The sequence below is a fragment of the Marinobacterium rhizophilum genome (assembly GCF_024397915.1).
GTDB lineage: Bacteria > Pseudomonadota > Gammaproteobacteria > Pseudomonadales > Balneatricaceae > Marinobacterium_A > Marinobacterium_A rhizophilum_A.
Genome location: NZ_CP073347.1, coordinates 1,377,091 through 1,395,903 on the forward strand (window position 1 = coordinate 1,377,091; position 18,813 = coordinate 1,395,903).

16 protein-coding genes are annotated in these 18,813 nt (G+C 61.5%); 4 read left to right on the forward strand and 12 right to left on the reverse strand.

The window, feature by feature from the left end; all coding sequences use genetic code 11:
- Positions 1–311 precede the first annotated feature (311 nt).
- The 4 genes from KDW95_RS06085 (at position 312) to pbpG (ending at position 5,441) form a co-directional block, all read left to right on the forward strand.
- Positions 312–2,087, forward strand: coding sequence for an ABC transporter transmembrane domain-containing protein (locus tag KDW95_RS06085; RefSeq protein WP_255855392.1), 1,776 nt, complete (start codon positions 312–314; stop codon positions 2,085–2,087).
- 165 nt (positions 2,088–2,252) lie between these two features.
- A complete protein-coding gene (locus tag KDW95_RS06090; RefSeq protein ID WP_255855393.1) occupies positions 2,253–3,980 on the forward strand; it encodes a diguanylate cyclase domain-containing protein in 1,728 nt (575 codons plus the stop codon).
- 166 nt (positions 3,981–4,146) lie between these two features.
- A complete protein-coding gene (locus KDW95_RS06095; protein ID WP_255855394.1) occupies positions 4,147–4,353 on the forward strand; it encodes a hypothetical protein in 207 nt (68 codons plus the stop codon).
- 173 nt (positions 4,354–4,526) lie between these two features.
- Positions 4,527–5,441, forward strand: a complete 915-nt coding sequence (gene pbpG, locus KDW95_RS06100; protein WP_255855395.1) for a D-alanyl-D-alanine endopeptidase — start codon at positions 4,527–4,529, stop codon at positions 5,439–5,441.
- Between the two features lie 150 nt (positions 5,442–5,591).
- Here the strand turns inward: pbpG and pyrC are convergent, their stop codons facing one another.
- The 12 genes from pyrC to KDW95_RS06160 form a co-directional block, all read right to left on the reverse strand.
- Positions 5,592–6,638: a dihydroorotase gene (gene pyrC / locus KDW95_RS06105; RefSeq protein ID WP_255855396.1), complete on the reverse strand. Its 1,047-nt coding sequence runs from the start codon at positions 6,636–6,638 to the stop codon at positions 5,592–5,594.
- A gap of 142 nt (positions 6,639–6,780) precedes the next feature.
- Complete coding sequence (locus tag KDW95_RS06110) at positions 6,781–7,536, reverse strand: lytic transglycosylase domain-containing protein (protein WP_255855397.1); 756 nt, start codon at positions 7,534–7,536, stop codon at positions 6,781–6,783.
- A 182-nt stretch (positions 7,537–7,718) separates the two neighbouring features.
- A complete protein-coding gene (locus KDW95_RS06115; RefSeq protein WP_255855398.1) occupies positions 7,719–8,243 on the reverse strand; it encodes a gamma carbonic anhydrase family protein in 525 nt (174 codons plus the stop codon).
- A 156-nt stretch (positions 8,244–8,399) separates the two neighbouring features.
- The gene (gene hppD, locus KDW95_RS06120) at positions 8,400–9,515 is read right to left on the reverse strand and encodes a 4-hydroxyphenylpyruvate dioxygenase (protein ID WP_255855399.1); all 1,116 of its coding nucleotides are present in this window, start codon (positions 9,513–9,515) and stop codon (positions 8,400–8,402) included.
- Between the two features lie 139 nt (positions 9,516–9,654).
- Positions 9,655–10,374 carry an LrgB family protein gene (locus KDW95_RS06125; RefSeq protein ID WP_255855400.1) on the reverse strand — a complete coding sequence of 240 codons (720 nt, stop codon included), beginning with the start codon at positions 10,372–10,374 and terminating at the stop codon, positions 9,655–9,657.
- Positions 10,371–10,739 (reverse strand): CidA/LrgA family protein, encoded by a 369-nt coding sequence (locus KDW95_RS06130; RefSeq protein ID WP_255855401.1) that lies wholly within the window; start codon positions 10,737–10,739, stop codon positions 10,371–10,373. Before KDW95_RS06130 ends, KDW95_RS06125 begins: the two co-directional genes overlap by 4 nt.
- Positions 10,740–10,783: 44 nt before the next feature.
- Entirely contained in the window at positions 10,784–11,620 is an 837-nt protein-coding gene (locus KDW95_RS06135; RefSeq protein WP_255855402.1) for an IclR family transcriptional regulator, read from the reverse strand.
- A gap of 392 nt (positions 11,621–12,012) precedes the next feature.
- The gene (gene glcF, locus KDW95_RS06140) at positions 12,013–13,224 is read right to left on the reverse strand and encodes a glycolate oxidase subunit GlcF (protein WP_255855403.1); all 1,212 of its coding nucleotides are present in this window, start codon (positions 13,222–13,224) and stop codon (positions 12,013–12,015) included.
- 14 nt (positions 13,225–13,238) lie between these two features.
- Positions 13,239–14,297 (reverse strand): glycolate oxidase subunit GlcE, encoded by a 1,059-nt coding sequence (glcE, locus tag KDW95_RS06145; protein ID WP_255855404.1) that lies wholly within the window; start codon positions 14,295–14,297, stop codon positions 13,239–13,241.
- Between the two features lies 1 nt (position 14,298).
- The gene (locus KDW95_RS06150; protein WP_255855405.1) at positions 14,299–15,771 is read right to left on the reverse strand and encodes an FAD-linked oxidase C-terminal domain-containing protein; all 1,473 of its coding nucleotides are present in this window, start codon (positions 15,769–15,771) and stop codon (positions 14,299–14,301) included.
- 33 nt (positions 15,772–15,804) lie between these two features.
- Complete coding sequence (locus KDW95_RS06155; protein ID WP_255855406.1) at positions 15,805–16,230, reverse strand: GlcG/HbpS family heme-binding protein; 426 nt, start codon at positions 16,228–16,230, stop codon at positions 15,805–15,807.
- Between the two features lie 90 nt (positions 16,231–16,320).
- Positions 16,321–18,558, reverse strand: coding sequence for a malate synthase G (locus tag KDW95_RS06160; RefSeq protein ID WP_255855407.1), 2,238 nt, complete (start codon positions 18,556–18,558; stop codon positions 16,321–16,323).
- Positions 18,559–18,813: the final 255 nt, after the last annotated feature.

Genomic DNA, 18,813 nt, shown 5'->3' on the forward strand with positions numbered 1-18,813 from the left:
ACCCCCGCAATCCGGACTGACAGCCCTGCCATGGGCCCTGGCCGGTTGCCGATAAATGCTGTCGAGGCAGCCCCGCTGGCCGAAAATCTTCGAAATGAAGGGATTTATGGCTTATAAATGATCGGCTTGTGCGCTTCGCACCCCTGCGCGGCGGCACCAAAGTGCGTTCGGGCAACAGCCGTGAGACGATTTGACCAGGCCGCGACAGCAACGCAGGTGGTTTGCAACAGTCAGCCGGGGGCGGGATCAGCCCTGCCACTCGACAGTCGGCGCGCCGCTATACCGTACGTAACGCCTCAGGACGACACAACATGCCCGGCGACAGCCCAGACACCGCGTCAAACACCCGCACCTCAGCCATGACAATGCTGGCCTACCTGCAGCCCTATCGCCGCCAGATCGCCTACGCCCTGGGCGCGCTGCTGTTCACCGCCGCCGTTACGCTGTCGCTGGGTCAGGGAGTGCGCCTGATCATTGACCAGGGACTCACAACCGGTTCCCAAGCGCAGCTGCGCCATTATGTACAGCTGTTCCTGCTGCTGGTGGTCGCCCTCGCCCTGGGCACCTTTGCCCGCTACTACTGGGTCACCTGGCTCGGTGAGCGGGTGGTGGCCGATATACGCCGCCAGGTATTCAACCACCTGATCGAGCTGCACCCCGGCTTTTTTGAAAGCAACCGCGGCCTGGAAATACAGTCTCGCCTCACCGCGGATACCACCCTGTTGCAGGCGGTGATCGGCTCCTCGGTGTCGGTGGCGCTGCGCAACCTGATCATGCTGTTCGGCGGCACCGTCTGGCTGTTTCTGACCAACGCCAAACTCAGCGCCCTGGTGCTGGTCTGCGTGCCCCTGGTCGTCGCCCCCATCCTGCTGTTTGGCCGCCGGGTGCGCCGGCTGTCGCGCCGCAGCCAGGACAGCATTGCCGATGTGGGCGTCTATGTAGGCGAGGTGCTGGGCCAAATCAAGACGGTACAGGCCTACAATCACCAGCCCCGAGACAAGGCCCGCTTTGCCACGGTGGTCGACCAGGCCTTTGCGGTCGCCAGACAACGGGCGCTGCAGCGTGGCCTGCTGATCAGTGTGGTGATCAGCCTGGTGCTGGGCGCCGTGGGCCTGATGCTCTGGGTCGGCGGCCTGGACGTGATCGCAGGCCGTATCAGCGCAGGCGAGCTGGCCGCCTTTGTGTTTTACAGTGTTATCGTGGGTGCGGCCGTGGGCTCGATCAGCGAGGTAATCGGGGATTTGCAACGCGCCCTGGGCGCTACCGAGCGCATTGTCGAACTGCTGGCAGCGCGTAGCGATATTACGCCACCGGCCGGGGGCCTCAAGCGACTGCCGTCACGCATCCATGGCCGTATTGAGCTGCACGGCCTGGGGTTCTGCTACCCCGGGCGTCCCGAAACGCCGGCGCTTGATGCCATCGAGATGACGATAGAGCCGGGTACCAGCCTGGCCCTGGTCGGGCCGTCCGGCGCCGGTAAATCCACCCTGATCGATTTGCTGCTGCGCTTTTACGACTGCAGCGCAGGCGCTATCAGCATTGACGGTATCGATATACGCCACCTGGATCCTGTCGACCTGCGCCGCTGCTTCGCCCTGGTATCCCAGACACCGGCACTCTTCTATGGCAGCATCGAGGACAACCTGCGCTACGGCAAACCCGGGGCCAGCCAGGCCGAGGTTGAAGCCGCCGCCCGCGCCGCCCATGCCCACGACTTTATCAGTGCCCTGCCCCTGGGCTACCAAACGCGCCTGGGGGACGCCGGCAGCGGACTCTCAGGCGGCCAGAAACAGCGACTGGCCATTGCCCGCGCCATCCTGAGCGACGCCCCGATCCTCTTGCTCGACGAGGCCACCAGCGCGCTGGACGCCAAAAGCGAGCGCGCCGTGCAGCAGGCCCTGGATACCCTGATGCGCGACCGCACCAGCCTGGTCATTGCCCACCGCCTGGCCACCGTGCAATCTGCCGATCGCATCGCGGTGCTGGACCACGGCCAGCTGATCGCCCAGGGCACCCATTCAGAACTGATGCACAGTTGTGAGCTTTATGCGCAACTGGCCAGGCTGCAGTTCGACACCCGTGTCTGACCTCCGATCAGCACCCCAGGCTGCAGGCGGAACGAGCGTCGTCTTGCCAACGGGCAAATGCCGCCCCGCTCTGGCAAGACCTCTGGCAGCGCGGTAGCCCCGTTGTGCCGGCCCGCTTTCGTGTTACTCTCGGCTGCACAGGCAAATGGATTGCATGGAACAGGTATGAATTTAAAGCCACGATTTCTGTTGTTCAGCGCCACACTGATCATTATCTCCGGCATTGCCGTTTGGTACTCGGCACGCCAGCAGGCGGAGGAAATCATCGACCAGTGGGCCGTGCGTTACGCCGAAAAACAGGTACTCTACGACAAGGCGCGGGCGCTGCAGCCCATCCTGCGAGAAATGGCGCTGTCGCGTCAGTTTGCCCGCTCCCCCCACATTATCGACTGGGCCCGCAACCCGGATGATCCGCAGCTTCAGGCCCGGGCCATCGAAGAAATGGAAAGCTACCGCCTCACCTTCAGCGACAACAGCTACTTCGTCGCATTGAACCAGTCCGGCCACTATTACCACAACAACGCCAGCAATGAGTTCGCCGGGCACCAGCTGCGCTATACCCTGGACCCACGCAAAGCGCAGGATCGCTGGTTTTACGATGTCATTGAGCAACAGCGCCCCGTACACCTGAACGTGAATCCCGACGTCGAGCTCGGCGTCACCAAGCTCTGGATCGATGTACTGCTGCGCGATGGTGATGAAACACTGGGAGTGATCGGCACCGGCATGGAGCTCAAGGGCTTTATCGACCAGGTACTGCAAGACAGCGGCGGCGACATGGCCAGCCTGCTTGTCGACTATCGCGGCGCCATTCAGCTTTACAGCGATCCCGGGCTAATCGACTATGCCTCGATTTCCAACTCTGGCCCGCCGGTCAATACCCTGGAGCGCCTGCTGGATAATCCCGCCGATGTGCTCAGTATCAAGAGCGCCATGGCGGAACTCGTTGCAACGGGCAAGCCCGTGACCACAAGGTTCGTACACCAGGGCGAGCGCCGCTACCTGGCCGGCGTTGCCTATATCCCGGAAATCGACTGGTACGAAATAACCCTGCTGGATTTTGAGACCCTGCTGCCCCTGAGCAGCTTTAGCGGCATTTTGCTGATCTGCGGCATCACGCTCTTGCTGGCCATGCTCAGTTTCAATCTGGCCCTGGGGCACGCAGTACTGCGCCCGTTGCGCCAGCTGGAGCGCGCCATGCAGGAGGTCGGCCGCGGAGATGCTACCGGTCTGGCGCTGCCCAGGGTGCAACATCATGAAATCGGCCGCCTGGTCAGCCACTTTCAGTCGATGGCGGCGGCGGTACTCGAGTCCAGGCAGGACCTCGAACTCAAGATACAGCAGCGTACCGAGGCACTGGAGGCACTCATCCGCACCGACCCGCTCACTGAACTGCTCAACCGCCGGGGCATGGACGAACAGATACATACCCAGCTGCAGCGTTACCAGAACGAAAGCCAGAGCCCCGGGTTTGGCATCATCTGGCTCGACATGGATCATTTCAAAGCCATCAACGACCAGCATGGCCATACCCAGGGTGACGCCGCCCTCAGCCATATCGCCAGGCTTATTCGCGACCAGATTCGCAGTACGGACGCCGCCGCGCGCTGGGGTGGCGATGAGTTTCTGGTATTGCTGCAGGACTGCAATCTGCAGCGCCTCAACCTCCTCAGCCGTCGCCTGTGCGACAGCGTTGCCCAAAACCCGTTGCCTCTGGGCGATGATCGCGACTCTATCGGCCTTAGCATCAGTGCGGGGGCCTGCCTGTGCCAGCCCGACGACACTCCTGAAACGCTGTTACGCCGCGCAGACATGGCACTTTACGAGGCCAAGAAAGCCGGTCGCAATGGCGTCCGCGTACGGCAAAGCCAGCCGGCAAAGGCGGCGGAATAGCGCCACAGGCGGCACCCCTGTCCACGAATTTTTTTCAGCCTCGATTCCTCCCGGCACCTTTGCCATTACACTTAATCCTGCATGACACCGCCAAGCCCGGGGCTATCGGTAATCGAATACTGAAGGCGGTGTTCTTCGTACCACCACTGGCGCAGGAGAGATCGACATGATCGAACTCAAGGTTTGCAAACTGGACAACGGTCTGGGTGTGGCATTGCCACCCGGCGTACTGGAGGCGCTCAGCGCCGAAGAAGGCGATACCATTTACCTGGTCAACATGCTTAACGGCAGCTTTCGGCTGGCACGACACGACGAGCACTTCGTCGAGGAAATGGAGCTGGTTGAAGGCATGATGCACGAGGAAGACGCCTGAAGGCCCTGCTCCACCCGACCACCAGAGCGCCGCTGGAACAGCAGAGGTACCGTTACAAAAAATCATCTTGAGGCGCCCCTGGCCGCGATGCGAAACGCCGGCGGCTGCTGTATGATGCTGAGCCTTATGTATCTGTATTTGTTGTTAAATCCATCGCCATCTCCGTGAATATCATGAAAAAACTAACTGCATCCATACTGCTGGTACTGGCGTCATCCCTGTCTCTGGCCCATAGCGAACCCGCCGCCAAGGCACCGGCCGCGGTCGAACAGTACAAGAACATTCACCTGGCCTCAGCCAGCGTCTCCATCGTCGACCTGAAAAACGGCAAGCACCTGTACAACAAAAATGCCGACGTCGTCGTCTCCATTGCCTCGATCACCAAGCTCATGACCGCCATGGTCATCCTGGATGGCAAGCAGTCCCTCACGCAAAACATTAGCTTTAGCCGTAACGACCGAACCCTGGCACACAACTATTATTCACGCATCCGTACGCAGTCCGAACTCAACCGCGCCGACGCCATGCGCATCATGCTGATGTCGTCTGAAAACCTGGCGGCAACGGCACTGGCCAGCAACTATCCCGGCGGCTTCAAGGCCTTCGTCAAGGCCATGAACGCCAAGGCCAAGGCGCTGGGCATGCAGCGCACGCGCTTTGTCGACTCCAGCGGCCTGTCCCCCAACAACGTATCCACCGCCGCCGACCTCACCCGACTGGTCACGGCTGCCGCCAAGTACCCACAGATTCGAGACTACTCCACCACCAAGGTGTTCACGGCCAACTTCGAGAGTCCGCGTTACCGCCTTGCCTACACCAACACCAACGCCCTGGTCCGTGGCGGCAACTGGGACATCCGCCTGAGCAAGACCGGCTACCTCGACGAGGCCGGACGCTGCCTGGTAATGCTCACAAGGATCGATAACCGCGAGGTCGTGATGGTCATGCTCGACTCCTTTGGCAAGCGCACACCTACAGGTGATGCCAACCGGATCCGCAAGTGGCTGCAGACCGGTGACAGCGGCACCATCGCAGGTGCCGCCCTGGACTACGAACGCCGCAGGAACGCCGAACTGCAAAAACGCTAGCAAACGCCAGCCCCCCAGCACGGGCGCAAGGCCGCAGTCAGGCGCCACGGCAGTTGCGTGGGCAAGCCGCGCGTCTGGGTGCCGCTGCTGATCGGCAGATACAAAAATGCCGGCGCTTAAGCCGGCATTTTCGTGTTCGCACGACGAGGCTTATTCAGCCCGCACCCGCCAGTGCAGCGCGAAACCGGGATCAAACACCAGAATGGATTCGCCCTCGGCTTGCACGTTCGCCGGCAGCGGCTGTGCCTGCGCCGTTTTCTCCAGCAGCAGGTAGTCGCTGTTAGGCTCCAGCCCATAGAAAGCCGGGCCGTTCAGCGACGTAAAGGCTTCGAGCTTGTCCAGCGCATTTTCCTGCTCGAACACCGTTGCCAGCGTTTCCAGGCAGACCGAGACATTGAAAATACCGGCGCAGCCACAGGCGCTTTCCTTGGCTGAACGCAGGTGCGGTGCAGAATCCGTGCCCAGAAAGAAACGGCGGTCACCGGACGTGGCTGCCGCGCGCAGGGCCAGGCGATGGCTTTCACGCTTGGCCACCGGCAGGCAGTAGTAATGCGGCTTGATACCGCCCACCAGCATGGCGTTGCGGTTGATCACCAGATGATGCGGCGTGATGGTTGCAGCGGTGTTCTCGTCGCAGGACTTCACGAAATCGATGCCATGACTGGTGGTCACATGCTCCAGCACGATCTTGAGCTTGGGAAAGCGGCTGCGGACCGGGCCCAGGGTGCGCTCGATAAAAACGGCCTCGCGGTCAAAGATATCGATGTCGGCATCCACCACTTCACCGTGCACCAGCAGTGGCATACCCATTTCTTCCATGGTCGCCAGCACGTCATAGACCGCTTCTACATTCTTGACGCCCGCCGAGGAGTTAGTCGTGGCGCCGGCCGGATACAACTTGGCCGCCACGATATGACCGGCCTCAAAGCCCTTGCGAACATCCGCCGCATCGGTTTTTTCGGTCAAGTACAGTGTCATCAGCGGTGTAAACGGGTCCGCCGGCGGGCACGCCGCCTCGATCTGGGCACGGTACTCGAGCGCCTGGGCCGTGGTGACTACCGGATGCTTGAGATTGGGCATGATGATGGCCCGGCGAAACCAGCGCGTGGTTTCGGGCAATACTTTTTGCAGCACCTCGCCATCACGCACATGCAGGTGCCAGTCATCCGGATAGCGGATACGCAGTTGGTTTGACATCGTCACGAACTCCCCCTGAAAAATTCTGCGGGGCTTGATAAGGTCCCCGCGCAACCGGCGCTAAGGGTACAACCAACGAGGGTCCCACTGCCAGCCCAAAAGCATCACGGCGGGCACGGGGTACGCAGATACAGCCGTGCCTTCAGGGGGCGGCGCCTACCTTTTCATTGTAACGCTGACGCAGGATCGCCACACGCTCGACATAGACCTGGGTCTCGGCGTACGGCGGGACACCGCCATACTTGCGCACCGCCCCGGCACCGGCGTTATAGGCGGCGACGGCCAGGCGCGCATCGCCCTTGAAGGTTTGCAGCAGGTCAGCCAGATGCTTGACGCCGCCATCGATGTTTTGCCTCGCGTCGAAGGCGTTCTCGACGCCCAGGGAGGCCGCTGTCGCCGGCATCAGCTGCATCAGCCCCTGGGCGCCCATGTGGGACACTGCAGTCGGATTAAAGGCCGATTCTGCATGGATCAGTGCCCGTACCAGCGCCGGATCAACGCTGTGCTGTGCGGCGGCCTTGCGCACCAGCTGGGCATAGGCGGTAAGATTCAGCGGCGTGTTGCGCCAGTTGACCGAGGACACCGGGTTGCAGGCATAGCACTGGATCTTGACGATCTCATAGGCCTGGTTCTTCGGTTTCTGATCGCTAAAGCTCAGCACGCCATTGGGCGCGCGATACTTGTAGATTTTCTCGCCGCGCCCCCCGCCCAGCACCTGATCACCCCGGGCGGGCTTGCCGACATTGGTGTACTCGATACGCCCGTCCGGATGGACGATACGGCGCAGGCTGTCGGCCTGGCCCGCCGCGGACCACAGCAGCACTGTGGCGGCAAGAAGTACGCCGACGGTGGCAATAATGGTGTTGTACTTGAAAGTCATTACCTGAGTGTCAGCCATCAGGAGAAAATTTCAAGCATTAACCCGGGTCTATACCAGGTTTTCGCCCCGCCGACCTACCCCGGCCCCTGATTCCTGCCCGCACAGAGGCGGGTGAACAGAAATCCGTCAAAGTCTGGATCCTCCGTATTCGACAGCGCGAACAGCGTGACCTTTACGTTTTCCAGGTGCTGCGGCCTGATCTAGTCAATCCGCTTGAGGGTGCGCTTGTGCAGCCTGGCCCGTTCCACGTAATGCTCGGCACTGGCCTTGAGGCCGGCAATCGCCTCATCGCTGAGCTGGCGTACGACTTTCGCCGGACTGCCAATAATCAGGGAGTTATCGGGAAATACCTTGCCCTCGGTTACCAGGGCTCCGGCCCCCACCAGGCAGTTTTTGCCGATCACCGCACCGTTGAGCACCACCGCCTGAATGCCGATCAGCGAGCCCTCGCCCACGGTGCAGCCGTGCAGCATGGCCTGGTGACCGATGGTCACATCCGCCGCCAGGGTCAGCGGAAAACCCGGATCCGTATGCAGCACCGCCCCCTCCTGCACGTTAGTGCCCACACCGATCTCGATGGTCTCGTTGTCACCGCGCAGAACGGCCTGGGGCCAGACACTGGCGCCCTGGCGCAGAACCACCTTGCCGCTCACCGTGGCCTGGTCGGCAACATAGCTGTCGTCGTGTATATCCGGCACATGCCCGTCGTACTGGTAGATCGCCATTCATTGCTCCTGATATAAAAGATCAGCGCAGCCTGACCGGGCGCTGACATTTGCGACTGTACCCCGCTACCGATACAGCCCGGCAACGGGGTAGAGTCCACCTGCAAACATGGGGTCAAGTTCCACTCCACATCCCCTGGAGGGGCACTGCATGATTTAATCTTGGTCCTTGGTTGTTCCCTTGTCCTTTCCCTTGTCCTTTCCCTGCAACACGCCACGCTCGACCTGGTCGCGTTCAATGGATTCAAACAGCGCCTTGAAGTTGCCTTCACCGAAGCCATCGTCGCGCTTGCGCTGGATAAACTCGAAAAAAACCGGGCCGAGCAGTGTGGCGGAGAAGATCTGCAACAGCAAGCGGATGTCCCCGCCTTCGGTGCTGCCATCCAGCAGGATGCCGCGCGCCTGCAGTGCCTCGACCGGCTCGCCGTGGCCGGGCAGGCGCTCTGCCAGCATCTGGTAATAGGTGTCCGGCGGTGCCGTCATCATGGGCACACCGCTTTTGCGCAGCGCATCCACCCCCGCCGGCAGGTCATCGCAACGCAGCGCGATATGCTGCACCCCTTCGCCATTAAACTGCATCAGGAATTCTTCGATCTGGCCGGTACCGCTGGACGCCTCTTCATTAAGCGGAATTCGGATCCTGCCATCCGGCGCCGTCATCGCCTTGGACGTCAGCCCGGTATATTCACCCTTGATATCGAAGTAGCGAATCTCGCGAAAGTTGAACAGGCGTTCGTAAAAGCCCGCCCAGAACGCCATGCGGCCACGGTAGACATTGTGCGTCAGGTGGTCAATTTCGTAGAAGCCCAGGCCTTTGGGGAATCGTTCCACACCGTCGATATACTCGAAGTCGATGTCATAGATCGAAGACCCGTCGGCAAAACGATCGATCAGGTAAATGGGGGCACCACCGATACCCTTGATCGCCGGCAGGCGCAGCTCCATCGGGCCGGTGGGAATATCCAGCGGCTGGGCGCCCTGTTCCAGCACATGCGCATAGGCCTTCTTCGCATTGCGTACCCGAAACCCCAGACCACAGGCCGAGGGGCCATGCTCCTGGGCAAAGTAATCCGCCAGGCTCTTCTTCTCGCGGTTAAGGATAAAATTGATACCGCCCTGTCGATACAGGTCCACCTGCTTGGAGCGGTGTCGCGCTACCAGGGTAAAGCCGAGCAACTCGAATACGGCGGCCACCTTCTCGGGTTCGGGACCCGCAAACTCGATAAACTCGAAACCGCAAAGGCCGGCAGGATTCTCGAACAGGTCAGTCATGTTATTTTCTCCTTGTTGCTGCTGGATTTGACCACAACACCGGCAAATCCACTGCAGTACGCACAGAATGACAACAATAAGGATAGGCGCCGAGGGAAACCGCAACACCCATTTTTAACGACCGGGCCTGGCGCAAGCTTCACAGCCAGAGCAGCAGCGCCACGCCCGCCAGTACCGCGGTCAGGATGGCATTCAGCGCCATGCCGATGGAGCTGTAGACCCCCATAACAGGATTGACCTGGAACGCGGCGGCGGTGCCGATACCATGGCTGGTAATCCCCAGTGCCAGCCCCTGGGCCCGCGCATCCCTGAGACCCAGGCGGGTCATCAGCGGTACGCCGACAATGGCGCCGACGATGCCGGTCACGGCGCAGAGCACGGCCGCCAGCTCCGGAATACCGCCCAGGTCCTGGGCGATGCCCATGGCCACCGGAGCCGTGGCCGACTTGGGCACCAGTGTCATGAGGATGCTGTGATCGAGTCCCAGCGCCCATCCCAGCCCCACCGCACTGAGCACCGACACCAGGGAACCGGCCAGCAGGGCCGGAATCAGTGCCGGCAGGCTGCGCCTGATACTGCGCCGGTGTTGCCAGATGGGCAATGCCAGGCACACCACCGCGGGCCCCAGCAACACATGGATAAACTGGGCGCCGGCGAAATACTCGTCATAGGTTACACCGGTGACACTGAGCAGCAGCACCAGCTGGCACACGGTAAGTGCCGTGGGATTAAGAAAAACCGACTGCCCCGCCCGCTCATACAGCCAGCGTGACAGCACATAGGCACTGAGGGTAATCAGCAGCCAGGCCAGCGGATCACGCCCAAGGTAAACCCAGAATTGTTCCAGCTCCGGTCTCATGGCAAGTTCTCCTCGTCCTGTGCAGGCGTGAAGCGATCAGCCACCCGGGCGAATACCCAGGCAGACACCACAAGACCGGCGAGCAGACTGAGCACCAGCACCAGCAACAGGCGCCCGATAATGGGGGTCACCAGGCCCAGATGGCTGACGATACCGACGGCGGCCGGCACGAACAGCAGAGACAGATTGGCCAGGAAGAAGTTGTTCACCTGCTCCAGCGCAGGCGGCTGGCGCGCGCTAACCGCCAGCACCAGCAGGAAGAGCAGCATGCCCAACACCGGTCCCGGGACCGGCAGGGCCAGTACCTCGGCCAGCAGGGTGCCGAAGACCTGCAAGCCGATAATCAATGTCAGTGCACCCAGCATAAGTCAGCCCTGTCATGCAGTTAAAATGCGAAACAGTGCGGGCGTCAGGCCGGGGCACCTGATGTCGGGCGGCTACCGCCAATGGCCCGTGTTATGGCATCGGCTGCCGCCATGACGGCGGTACTGTAATGATCCAGCTGATCGGTACTGACTCGCACCGAAGGCCCGGAAATCGACACCGCTGCGATAACCTCGGCGTTCTCATCGTAGATATTGGCGGCAATGCAACGCAGGCCTGAGACTTGCTCCTCATCATCCACGGCAAAACCCTGTAGCCGTATCCGGTCGAGTTCTGCCATGAAGGCATCGGGCGAGGTAATGGTATTCTGCGTCAGGGCCGCAAGCCCGGTGTGGTTGATGATGCGGGTTACGTCGCTGTCGCCCAGGCCCGCCAGCAGCGCCTTGCCAACACCGGCGGCATGCAGGGTACCGCGACTGCCGATCTGCACCACCATGCGCATGACCTCGTTGCACTCCACCTGGCCGACAAAAACGTGGTTGTAACCGTCCAGGATCGCCAGATTCGAGGTCTCACCGGTTTGGGCCACCAGCCGCTTCATGTGCGTCCGGGCCTCGGCCACGAAATCCCGCTTTTTCAGGTAGGCGCTGCCCACCGAGAACGCGGTAACCCCCACGGACCAGAGGCCGGTCTGCTCATCGAAGTCGACAAAATCGAGCTGGCGCATGCTGTTCAGCAGGCGATGCGCCGTAGAGGGTGCCAGCGCCAGTTCACCGGCCAGCTCCGTCAGGTTCAGGCCGTTGTCGGAGGCCGCAATGCGCTTTAACAGCAACAGCGCACGGCTGAGGGATTGCACCTGCACCGCGCTGGCAGCAGAGGTTTTCTTGCCGGTTTTGGGCCCGCTTTTCAGGCTGTCATTCATGGGTTCTGTAATCCTTGCACAAGGCCCGCGCCACACCAACTGCCCGCCCTGGCGACCTCGACATCCGGATGAACAAAACCTTGCAGATCAAGGCGTGCCAGGGGATACAGTCACCAGGGGCCGGCAGACTCAATGGGCGCCAGTTTATCATCCAAATGCCCGCCTGCCTCTGTTTGCACGCCTTTTAACGATCCGGCATTCCCAAATGAGTGGGCTGCCTTGTGCAACCCTTGCCGACTCGGGGCCGCTTGCAAGAGCCATCACCCGCATCGCGGCCCCCTGTTTGCCCTTCGTCCTGACTTGGCCTGGCTTTTTACTTGTCGCTTTAGCTTGCCCCCTTGCACCTTGCCCTTGCCCTTGCCCCTTGCCCCTTGCCCCTTACACCTTGGTTCTTAGCGATCCAGCAGTTCGATCCAGTGCTGTACCGGCCGATCAGCCTTGGACTCCAGATGCAACTGGCACCCTATGTTGGCCGTGACGATGCGTTCGGGATTGTCTTCAGTCAACGCCTCCAGCTTGTTGCGCAGCAACTTCTGACTCATTTCAGGCTGCAGGATGGAATAGGTCCCGGCGGAACCGCAGCACAGATGCTTGTCGCGGGTTTTGGCCAGTTCAATGCCGGCCTTTTCCAGCACCTGCTCCACCACGCCGCTTTGTTTCATGGCATGTTGCAGCGTGCAGGGGCAATGAAAGGCCACCTTGCCAGGCCCTGCAGTATTGGCACCCAGCTTGGCCAGGTCTTCGTGCAGCAGCACGTCCCCCAGATCCCGGGTCAGTTCACTGACACGCCGCGCCTTGTCGGCGTAGGCCGGATCATCTCGCAGCAGGTGGCCGTATTCCTGCACCATGGCACCACAGCCCGACGCCGTCATGACGATGGCCTCGGCACCGGCCTCGATTGCCGGCCACCAGGCATCGATATTGCGTCGCATGAAGTCCAGCCCCTCATCGTGGGCCGACAGGTGGTAGCTCACAGCACCGCAGCAACCGGCCCGGGGCGCTTCCACCAGGCTGATACCCAGGCGATCCAGCACCCGGGCGGCGGCCGCATTGGTATTGGGCGCCGCCGCAGGCTGGGCACAGCCTGCCAGCGCCAGCATCACCCGGGGATGACTGCTGACAGGCCAGGGGCTGGCGCTGCGCTTTGGCGGCAACTTGGCCTTGATCGGCGCCGGCAACAAAGGTTTCAGGCTCTGCCCCAGGCGCAGCAGAGGCTTGAAACGAGCCGGATAGGGCAGCACCTGGCGCAGACTCCAGCGCAGCAGGCGCTGGGCCGGCGGACGCTCGAGCTTTTCATCGACGATGGCGCGGCCAATATCCACCAGGCGACCGTACTGCACCCCCGACGGGCAAGTCGTTTCACAGCTGCGACAGGTCAGGCAGCGGTCCAGGTGGGTACGGGTTTTTTCCGTGACCCTGCCCTCTTCCAGCAGCTGCTTGATCAGGTAAATGCGCCCGCGCGGGCCATCACGCTCGTCATTCAGTTCCTGGTAGGTCGGACAGGTTGCCGTGCAAAAGCCGCAGTGTACGCAGCTGCGCAGTATGGATTCGGCTTCCTGCCCGCGGGCACTTTGTTTGAACTCGGGAAGTATGTCGGTTTTCATCGCAATTCTGCCTGTTACAACCAGCTGTAAAGACGGCCGGGATTGAATACCCCATCCGGGTCGAAAGACTGCTTGAGCCGTTGTTGAAGGGTCTGCAGGGCCGCAGGTTGTGGATGCATCACCTCAGCCTGGCGGTCCCCACCGCGGAACAGGCTCACCTGCCCACCCGCGGCCTCTGCCAGTGGCTGCATCTGCACCATGCTGGCGTCGCCACGGTACCAGCGCTGGGCGCCACCCCAGTCGATCAGCCAGTCGCCGGGCAAGTCCGGATTGGGCGCCGTGGGGCTGACCGAGAAGCGCCACAAGGGCATGTCACCGTCGAAGAACGCCAGCGTCTGGTCCCGCAGGGCCGCCCAGAAACGCACGTCATCTTCAAGTTCACGGCCCTGCCATTGCTGCAGCGTGGCATCCACCGCTGCCTGGGCACCACTGAGGCGCAGGTAGAGACGGTTATCGAGCCAGCAGGCCGCCGACAGTGGCTTGGGTTCGGCAGCGCGGCGATTCATCAGCTCAATGGCATCACTTGGTGACACATCGAACACCAGGGTGCGGGTAACCGCGGGTTTGGGCAGCACCTTGAGACTGACTTCGGTGATCAGGCCCAGGCTGCCCATGGCGCCCGCCTGCAACCGCGACACATCGTAGCCGGCGACGTTCTTCATCACCTGGCCGCCAAAGCGCAGATGCTCGCCACGCCCATTGAGCAGCCGGATGCCCAGCACCTGGTCGCGTACCGAGCTCCACCAGGGCCGCCCGGGACCGGACTGGTTACAGGCCAGGGTACCGCCCAGGGTCGAGCTGCCGCCAAAACGCGGCGGTTCAAAAGACAGCATCTGGTCATGCTCGTCCAGCGCGGCCACCAGCTCGGTCAGGGGCGTGCCGGCGCGGGCGGTCAGCACCAGTTCCACCGGCTGGTAGCTGACGATGCCGCTGTGATCACCGATGTTCAGTGGCTCACCCGTCGCGGTGCGTCCCATAAAAGCCTTGCTGTTGCCACCGATGATATTCAGTGGGGTGCCTGCGTCCCGGGCAGACAGAATCTGCTGCTGCAGGCGAGTCGCTATATCCGCCATATCAGGCTGCTCCCTTGGTGGATGTAGATGCGGGCATGGGCCTGTTTTCCAGCGCCCGGTGTTCCTGGCAGTGACGCAGTGTTGGCACGCCCTTGCCGGGATTGAGGGTGCCGGCCGGATCGAAGGCACGCTTGATGGCGTTGAACTGCAGCAGTTCCTGTTCATTGAACTGGATCGGCATCTGGCGGATCTTTTCGATGCCCACACCGTGTTCGCCGGTTATGCAGCCACCGACCTGGACACAGAGCTCCAGTATGCGGCCGCCGAATTCCTCGGTTTTTTCAAACTCGCCCGGCACATTGGCATCGAACAGGATCAGCGGATGCAAGTTGCCGTCCCCGGCATGAAACACGTTGGCCACGCGCAGTTGATATTCATCCGACATGCGCTGCATCTCGGTCAGCACATGGGCCAGCTGGCCGCGGGGAATGGTGCCGTCCATGCAGTAGTAATCCGGCGAAATGCGCCCCACCGCCGGAAAGGCCGACTTGCGCCCCTTCCACAGCAGCGCCCGCTCCGCTTCACTTTGCGAGGTGCGCACGGAGGTCGCACCAAAGGAGGCAAACAGCGCCTCCACCTGGGCAATATGCTCCTGCACTTCCTCGGCGGTACCATCCACTTCACACAACAGCAATGCCTGGGCACCCTTGGGGTAGCCTGCCTTGGCGAAGTCCTCCGCCGCGCTGATGGCATGGGTATCCATCATCTCGAGGCCGCCTGGAATAATGCCGCGGGAAATAATGCCACCGACCGCATCACCGGCCTGCTGTACGCTGTCAAAGGCCGCCATCACCACCTGGGCCTTTTCAGGCTGGGGCAACAGCTTGACCGTCACCTGCGTAACGATACCCAGCAGGCCCTCGGAACCGGTGATCAGCGCCAGCAGATCCATACCGCAACTGTCCAGTCCCTGGCTGCCGATATTCAGTACCTCTCCGTCGACACTGAGCATCTGCACACTGAGGATGTTGTGCACCGTGAGGCCATACTTGAGGCAATGCACACCCCCGGAGTTTTCCGCCACATTGCCGCCAATGGTGCAGGCGATCTGGGACGACGGATCTGGCCCGTAGTACAGGCCGTGTTTTGCCGCCGCTTCGGTAATGGCCAGATTGCGCACGCCGGGCTGCACGCGGGCGGTGCGCGCCAGCGGGTCAATATCAAGAATGCGATTGAACTTGGCGAGCGACAGCACCACGCCCTCGGCGTGGGGCATGGCACCTGCGCACAGGCCGGTGCCGGCGCCACGTGCGACCACGGGAATCGCGTGGCGATGACAGATACGCAGCACCTGCTGTACCTGCTCAACGGTTTCGGGCAGCACCACGATCAGCGGCATTTCGCAGTACATCGACAGGCCGTCGCACTCGTAAGGCCGCTGGGTTTCGGCGTCGTCAATGACATATTGGGGATCAATAAAGTCCCGGAACAGGGCGGCCAGTTCTGCCTTGCCGGGTTTAGCTGTATCAGTCATCAGGGCACTCCACAGCTGGGTTTGAGGGTGGGCTCAGGCTCGACTGCGCATAAAATGGTCGATGCCGGCCTGGGCGCAGTCCATGTCCTGCGCCGGCGTACCGGAGCTCAGGCCGATGCCGCCCACAACCTCGCCATCGACCATCACCGGCAGGCCGCCACCCACCACGCACAGCCGTCCGCCGAGCGCCGTATGGATGCCGAACACCAGGTTGCCTGGCACACAGGCGGCGTTGTATTCGTGGGTGGCCTTGCGTGCCGCACTGGCAGTAAAGGACTTGTCCTGAGCCACGGTAATGCTGGTGACCTTGCCGCCGTCCATGCGCTCGAACGCCAGCAGGTTGCCGGACTCGTCGGTAATGGCGATACACATGGGCACACCGATTTCAGTGGCCCTGGCCGCTGCGCCTTCTATCAGCAGACGGGCATCGGCCTGGTCGAGTCGATTGATGGTTAACATGGTTCAGCTCCTTAAAGGGTATCCGGCAGGAACGCCTGCGCGCCCCCTGCCCTGTTGTTCAACCTGTAGTCAACAGGTTCGGTTTGTCTGTTACCTGCTGGCGTGATGCTTCACGTTAGCCTGCCAGGTGCTGGCCTGCAGCGCTTTTTGCTCACGCCGGCGCAGCTGCAGCAGCGGTTCGGTATAGCCGCTGGGCTGCGCGCAGCCCTTGAAGATCAGGTCACAGGCGGCCTGAAAGGCAACGCTGTTATCCAGATCCGGCGCCATGCGCTGGTAAGCCGGATCCGCCGCGTTTTGTGTATCCACCACCACCGCCATGCGCTTGAGGGTATCCAGTACCTGATCATCGGTACAGATGCCATGCAGCAGCCAGTTGGCCAGATGCTGGCTGGAAATCCGCAGGGTCGCACGATCCTCCATCAGGCCGACATTGTGAATATCCGCCACCTTGGAGCAACCGATACCCTGGCCTACCCAGCGCACCACATACCCCAGAATGCCCTGCACATTGTTGTCCACTTCGGCCTGGATCTGCTGCGGCGTGAGACCTAGATCCCCCAGCAATGGCGGCGTCAGCAGGGCAGCGAGTTCTGCACGACTGCGGCCCTGCAGTTCCTGCTGGCGCTGCGCCACGTTCACCTGATGATAGTGCGTCACATGCAGGGTCGCCGCCGTGGGGGACGGCACCCAGGCGCAGCTCGCACCGGCCTTGGGGTGTGCAACCTTGGCATCGAGCATCTGTTTCATTTCATCGGGCATGGCCCACATGCCCTTGCCGATCTGGGCCCGGCCGCGCAGGCCGCAGGCCAGACCGATATCGACATTGCGGTCTTCGTAGGCGCTGATCCAGGGCTGCGCCTTGATGGCATCCTTGGGCAGCACCGGGCCCGCCTGCATGCTGGTGTGGATCTCATCACCGGTGCGATCCAGGAAACCGGTATTGATAAAGAAAAGCCGCTCGCGCACCGCACGGATACACTCGGCCAGGTTGGCCGAGGTACGGCGTTCCTCGTCCATGACGCCGACTTTAAGCGTATTGGCTGCCAGGCCCAGCAGCTGTTCAACGCGACCGAAGAGCGCGTTGGTCAATGCCGCCTCTTCAGGGCCGTGCATCTTGGGCTTGACGATGTAAAGACTGCCGGCACGGCTGTTGCGCCCGGCGCGGGCACCGCGCAGATCATGCAGCGCACAGAGGCCGGTGATCGCCGCATCAAGAAAGCCTTCTGGCACCGGCTGGTTATCCCGGTCCAGCACCGCATCGGTGGTCATGAGGTGACCGACGTTGCGCACCAGCAGCAGGCTGCGGCCGTGCAGACGCAGTCCCTCGCCCGCAGGCGTGCGGTAGCAGCGATCGCTGTTAAGGCGCCGGGTAACAACCTCGCCAGCCTTGCTGAAGGTTTCTTCCAGCGTGCCTTTCATCAGCCCGAGCCAGTTGCGATAGACGCCCACCTTGTCCTGTGCATCAACCGCAGCGACCGAATCCTCACAATCCATGATGGTGCTCAGCGCCGACTCCAGTACCACATCCTTCAAGCCCGAGGTCGACAGGGCGCCGATAGCGTGCTCAGCATCCAGCTGCAGTTCTATGTGTAACCCATTGTTTCGCAACAGTATCGTCCTGGCGCCATCCTCGGCAGTGCCAAAGCCCGCGAACTGCTGTGGATCCGCCAATGCGGTAACATCGCCGCTGCCAATGGTGACAGCCAGGCGTGTACAGCCTGCATCTTCTACCAGCACATACTCCGTGACCTTGGCATGGCTGCCACTGGCAAGCGGTACCGCCTGATCCAAAAAATCTGCCGCCCAGGTGATGACGCGGGCCGCACGTTCTGGATTGAACCTTGCGCCTTTCTCGCCCCCCTCGGATTCATCGATGGCATCGGTGCCATAGAGTGCATCGTAGAGGCTGCCCCAGCGGGCATTGGCGGCATTGAGGGCAAAGCGGGCGTTGCTGACGGGCACAACCAGTTGGGGACCTGCCACCCGCGCGATCTCGTCATCAACGTTCTCCGTTGTGATACTGAACGCCTCGCCTTCGGGCACCAGATAGCCAATCTCACGCAGGAATGCATGGTACTGCCCCAAGTCAACGGGTTTTCTGCCATTGCGGCTGCGGTAGGTACAGTGCCAGTCGTCAATCTGATGCTGTAGCTGATTACGCCGGTCCAGCAGGCGCCGGTTCTGCGGCCCAAGGTCGTCCAGCAGGGTTTCGAATCCGGCCCAGAAATGTTCGGGATCTATGCCCGTGCCAGGTGCAATATCGCTGGCAACCAGCGCGTAGAGGTCGGCCGATACCTTCAGCCCACCGGTCTTGATTCTGTTGGTCATGATCGCTGCTCACTTGGGTCATGCCGGGCAACGGTTGCCGGCAATCCCCTTCTATGGGAAAAGGGACATCAATTTAGATAACGGTATAAAAACAATGTACATGCTCGGTCTCTCAAGCCTGATCTTTACTCAAAAGCAAAACAGTAATCTCGGTATCCAGCCAACGCCGGCTGACTTGATCTCGCTTCGCGCGCCAGCAACTGCTCGATGGTTACCCAAGGAGTGGCCTCTGTAGTGAAATGTCCCAGTCGCCTC

Bases quoted from the DNA above. Each gene is read 5' to 3' on its own strand.
- KDW95_RS06085 (WP_255855392.1), top strand. From the start codon at position 312: ATGCCCGGCGACAGCCCAGACACCGCGTCAAACACCCGCACCTCAGCC.
- KDW95_RS06090 (WP_255855393.1), top strand. From the start codon at position 2,253: ATGAATTTAAAGCCACGATTTCTGTTGTTCAGCGCCACACTGATCATT.
- KDW95_RS06095 (WP_255855394.1), top strand. From the start codon at position 4,147: ATGATCGAACTCAAGGTTTGCAAACTGGACAACGGTCTGGGTGTGGCA.
- pbpG (WP_255855395.1), top strand. From the start codon at position 4,527: ATGAAAAAACTAACTGCATCCATACTGCTGGTACTGGCGTCATCCCTG.
- pyrC (WP_255855396.1), bottom strand. From the start codon at position 6,638: ATGTCAAACCAACTGCGTATCCGCTATCCGGATGACTGGCACCTGCAT.
- KDW95_RS06110 (WP_255855397.1), bottom strand. From the start codon at position 7,536: ATGGCTGACACTCAGGTAATGACTTTCAAGTACAACACCATTATTGCC.
- KDW95_RS06115 (WP_255855398.1), bottom strand. From the start codon at position 8,243: ATGGCGATCTACCAGTACGACGGGCATGTGCCGGATATACACGACGAC.
- hppD (WP_255855399.1), bottom strand. From the start codon at position 9,515: ATGACTGACCTGTTCGAGAATCCTGCCGGCCTTTGCGGTTTCGAGTTT.
- KDW95_RS06125 (WP_255855400.1), bottom strand. From the start codon at position 10,374: ATGAGACCGGAGCTGGAACAATTCTGGGTTTACCTTGGGCGTGATCCG.
- KDW95_RS06130 (WP_255855401.1), bottom strand. From the start codon at position 10,739: ATGCTGGGTGCACTGACATTGATTATCGGCTTGCAGGTCTTCGGCACC.
- KDW95_RS06135 (WP_255855402.1), bottom strand. From the start codon at position 11,620: ATGAATGACAGCCTGAAAAGCGGGCCCAAAACCGGCAAGAAAACCTCT.
- glcF (WP_255855403.1), bottom strand. From the start codon at position 13,224: ATGAAAACCGACATACTTCCCGAGTTCAAACAAAGTGCCCGCGGGCAG.
- glcE (WP_255855404.1), bottom strand. From the start codon at position 14,297: ATGGCGGATATAGCGACTCGCCTGCAGCAGCAGATTCTGTCTGCCCGG.
- KDW95_RS06150 (WP_255855405.1), bottom strand. From the start codon at position 15,771: ATGACTGATACAGCTAAACCCGGCAAGGCAGAACTGGCCGCCCTGTTC.
- KDW95_RS06155 (WP_255855406.1), bottom strand. From the start codon at position 16,230: ATGTTAACCATCAATCGACTCGACCAGGCCGATGCCCGTCTGCTGATA.
- KDW95_RS06160 (WP_255855407.1), bottom strand. From the start codon at position 18,558: ATGACCAACAGAATCAAGACCGGTGGGCTGAAGGTATCGGCCGACCTC.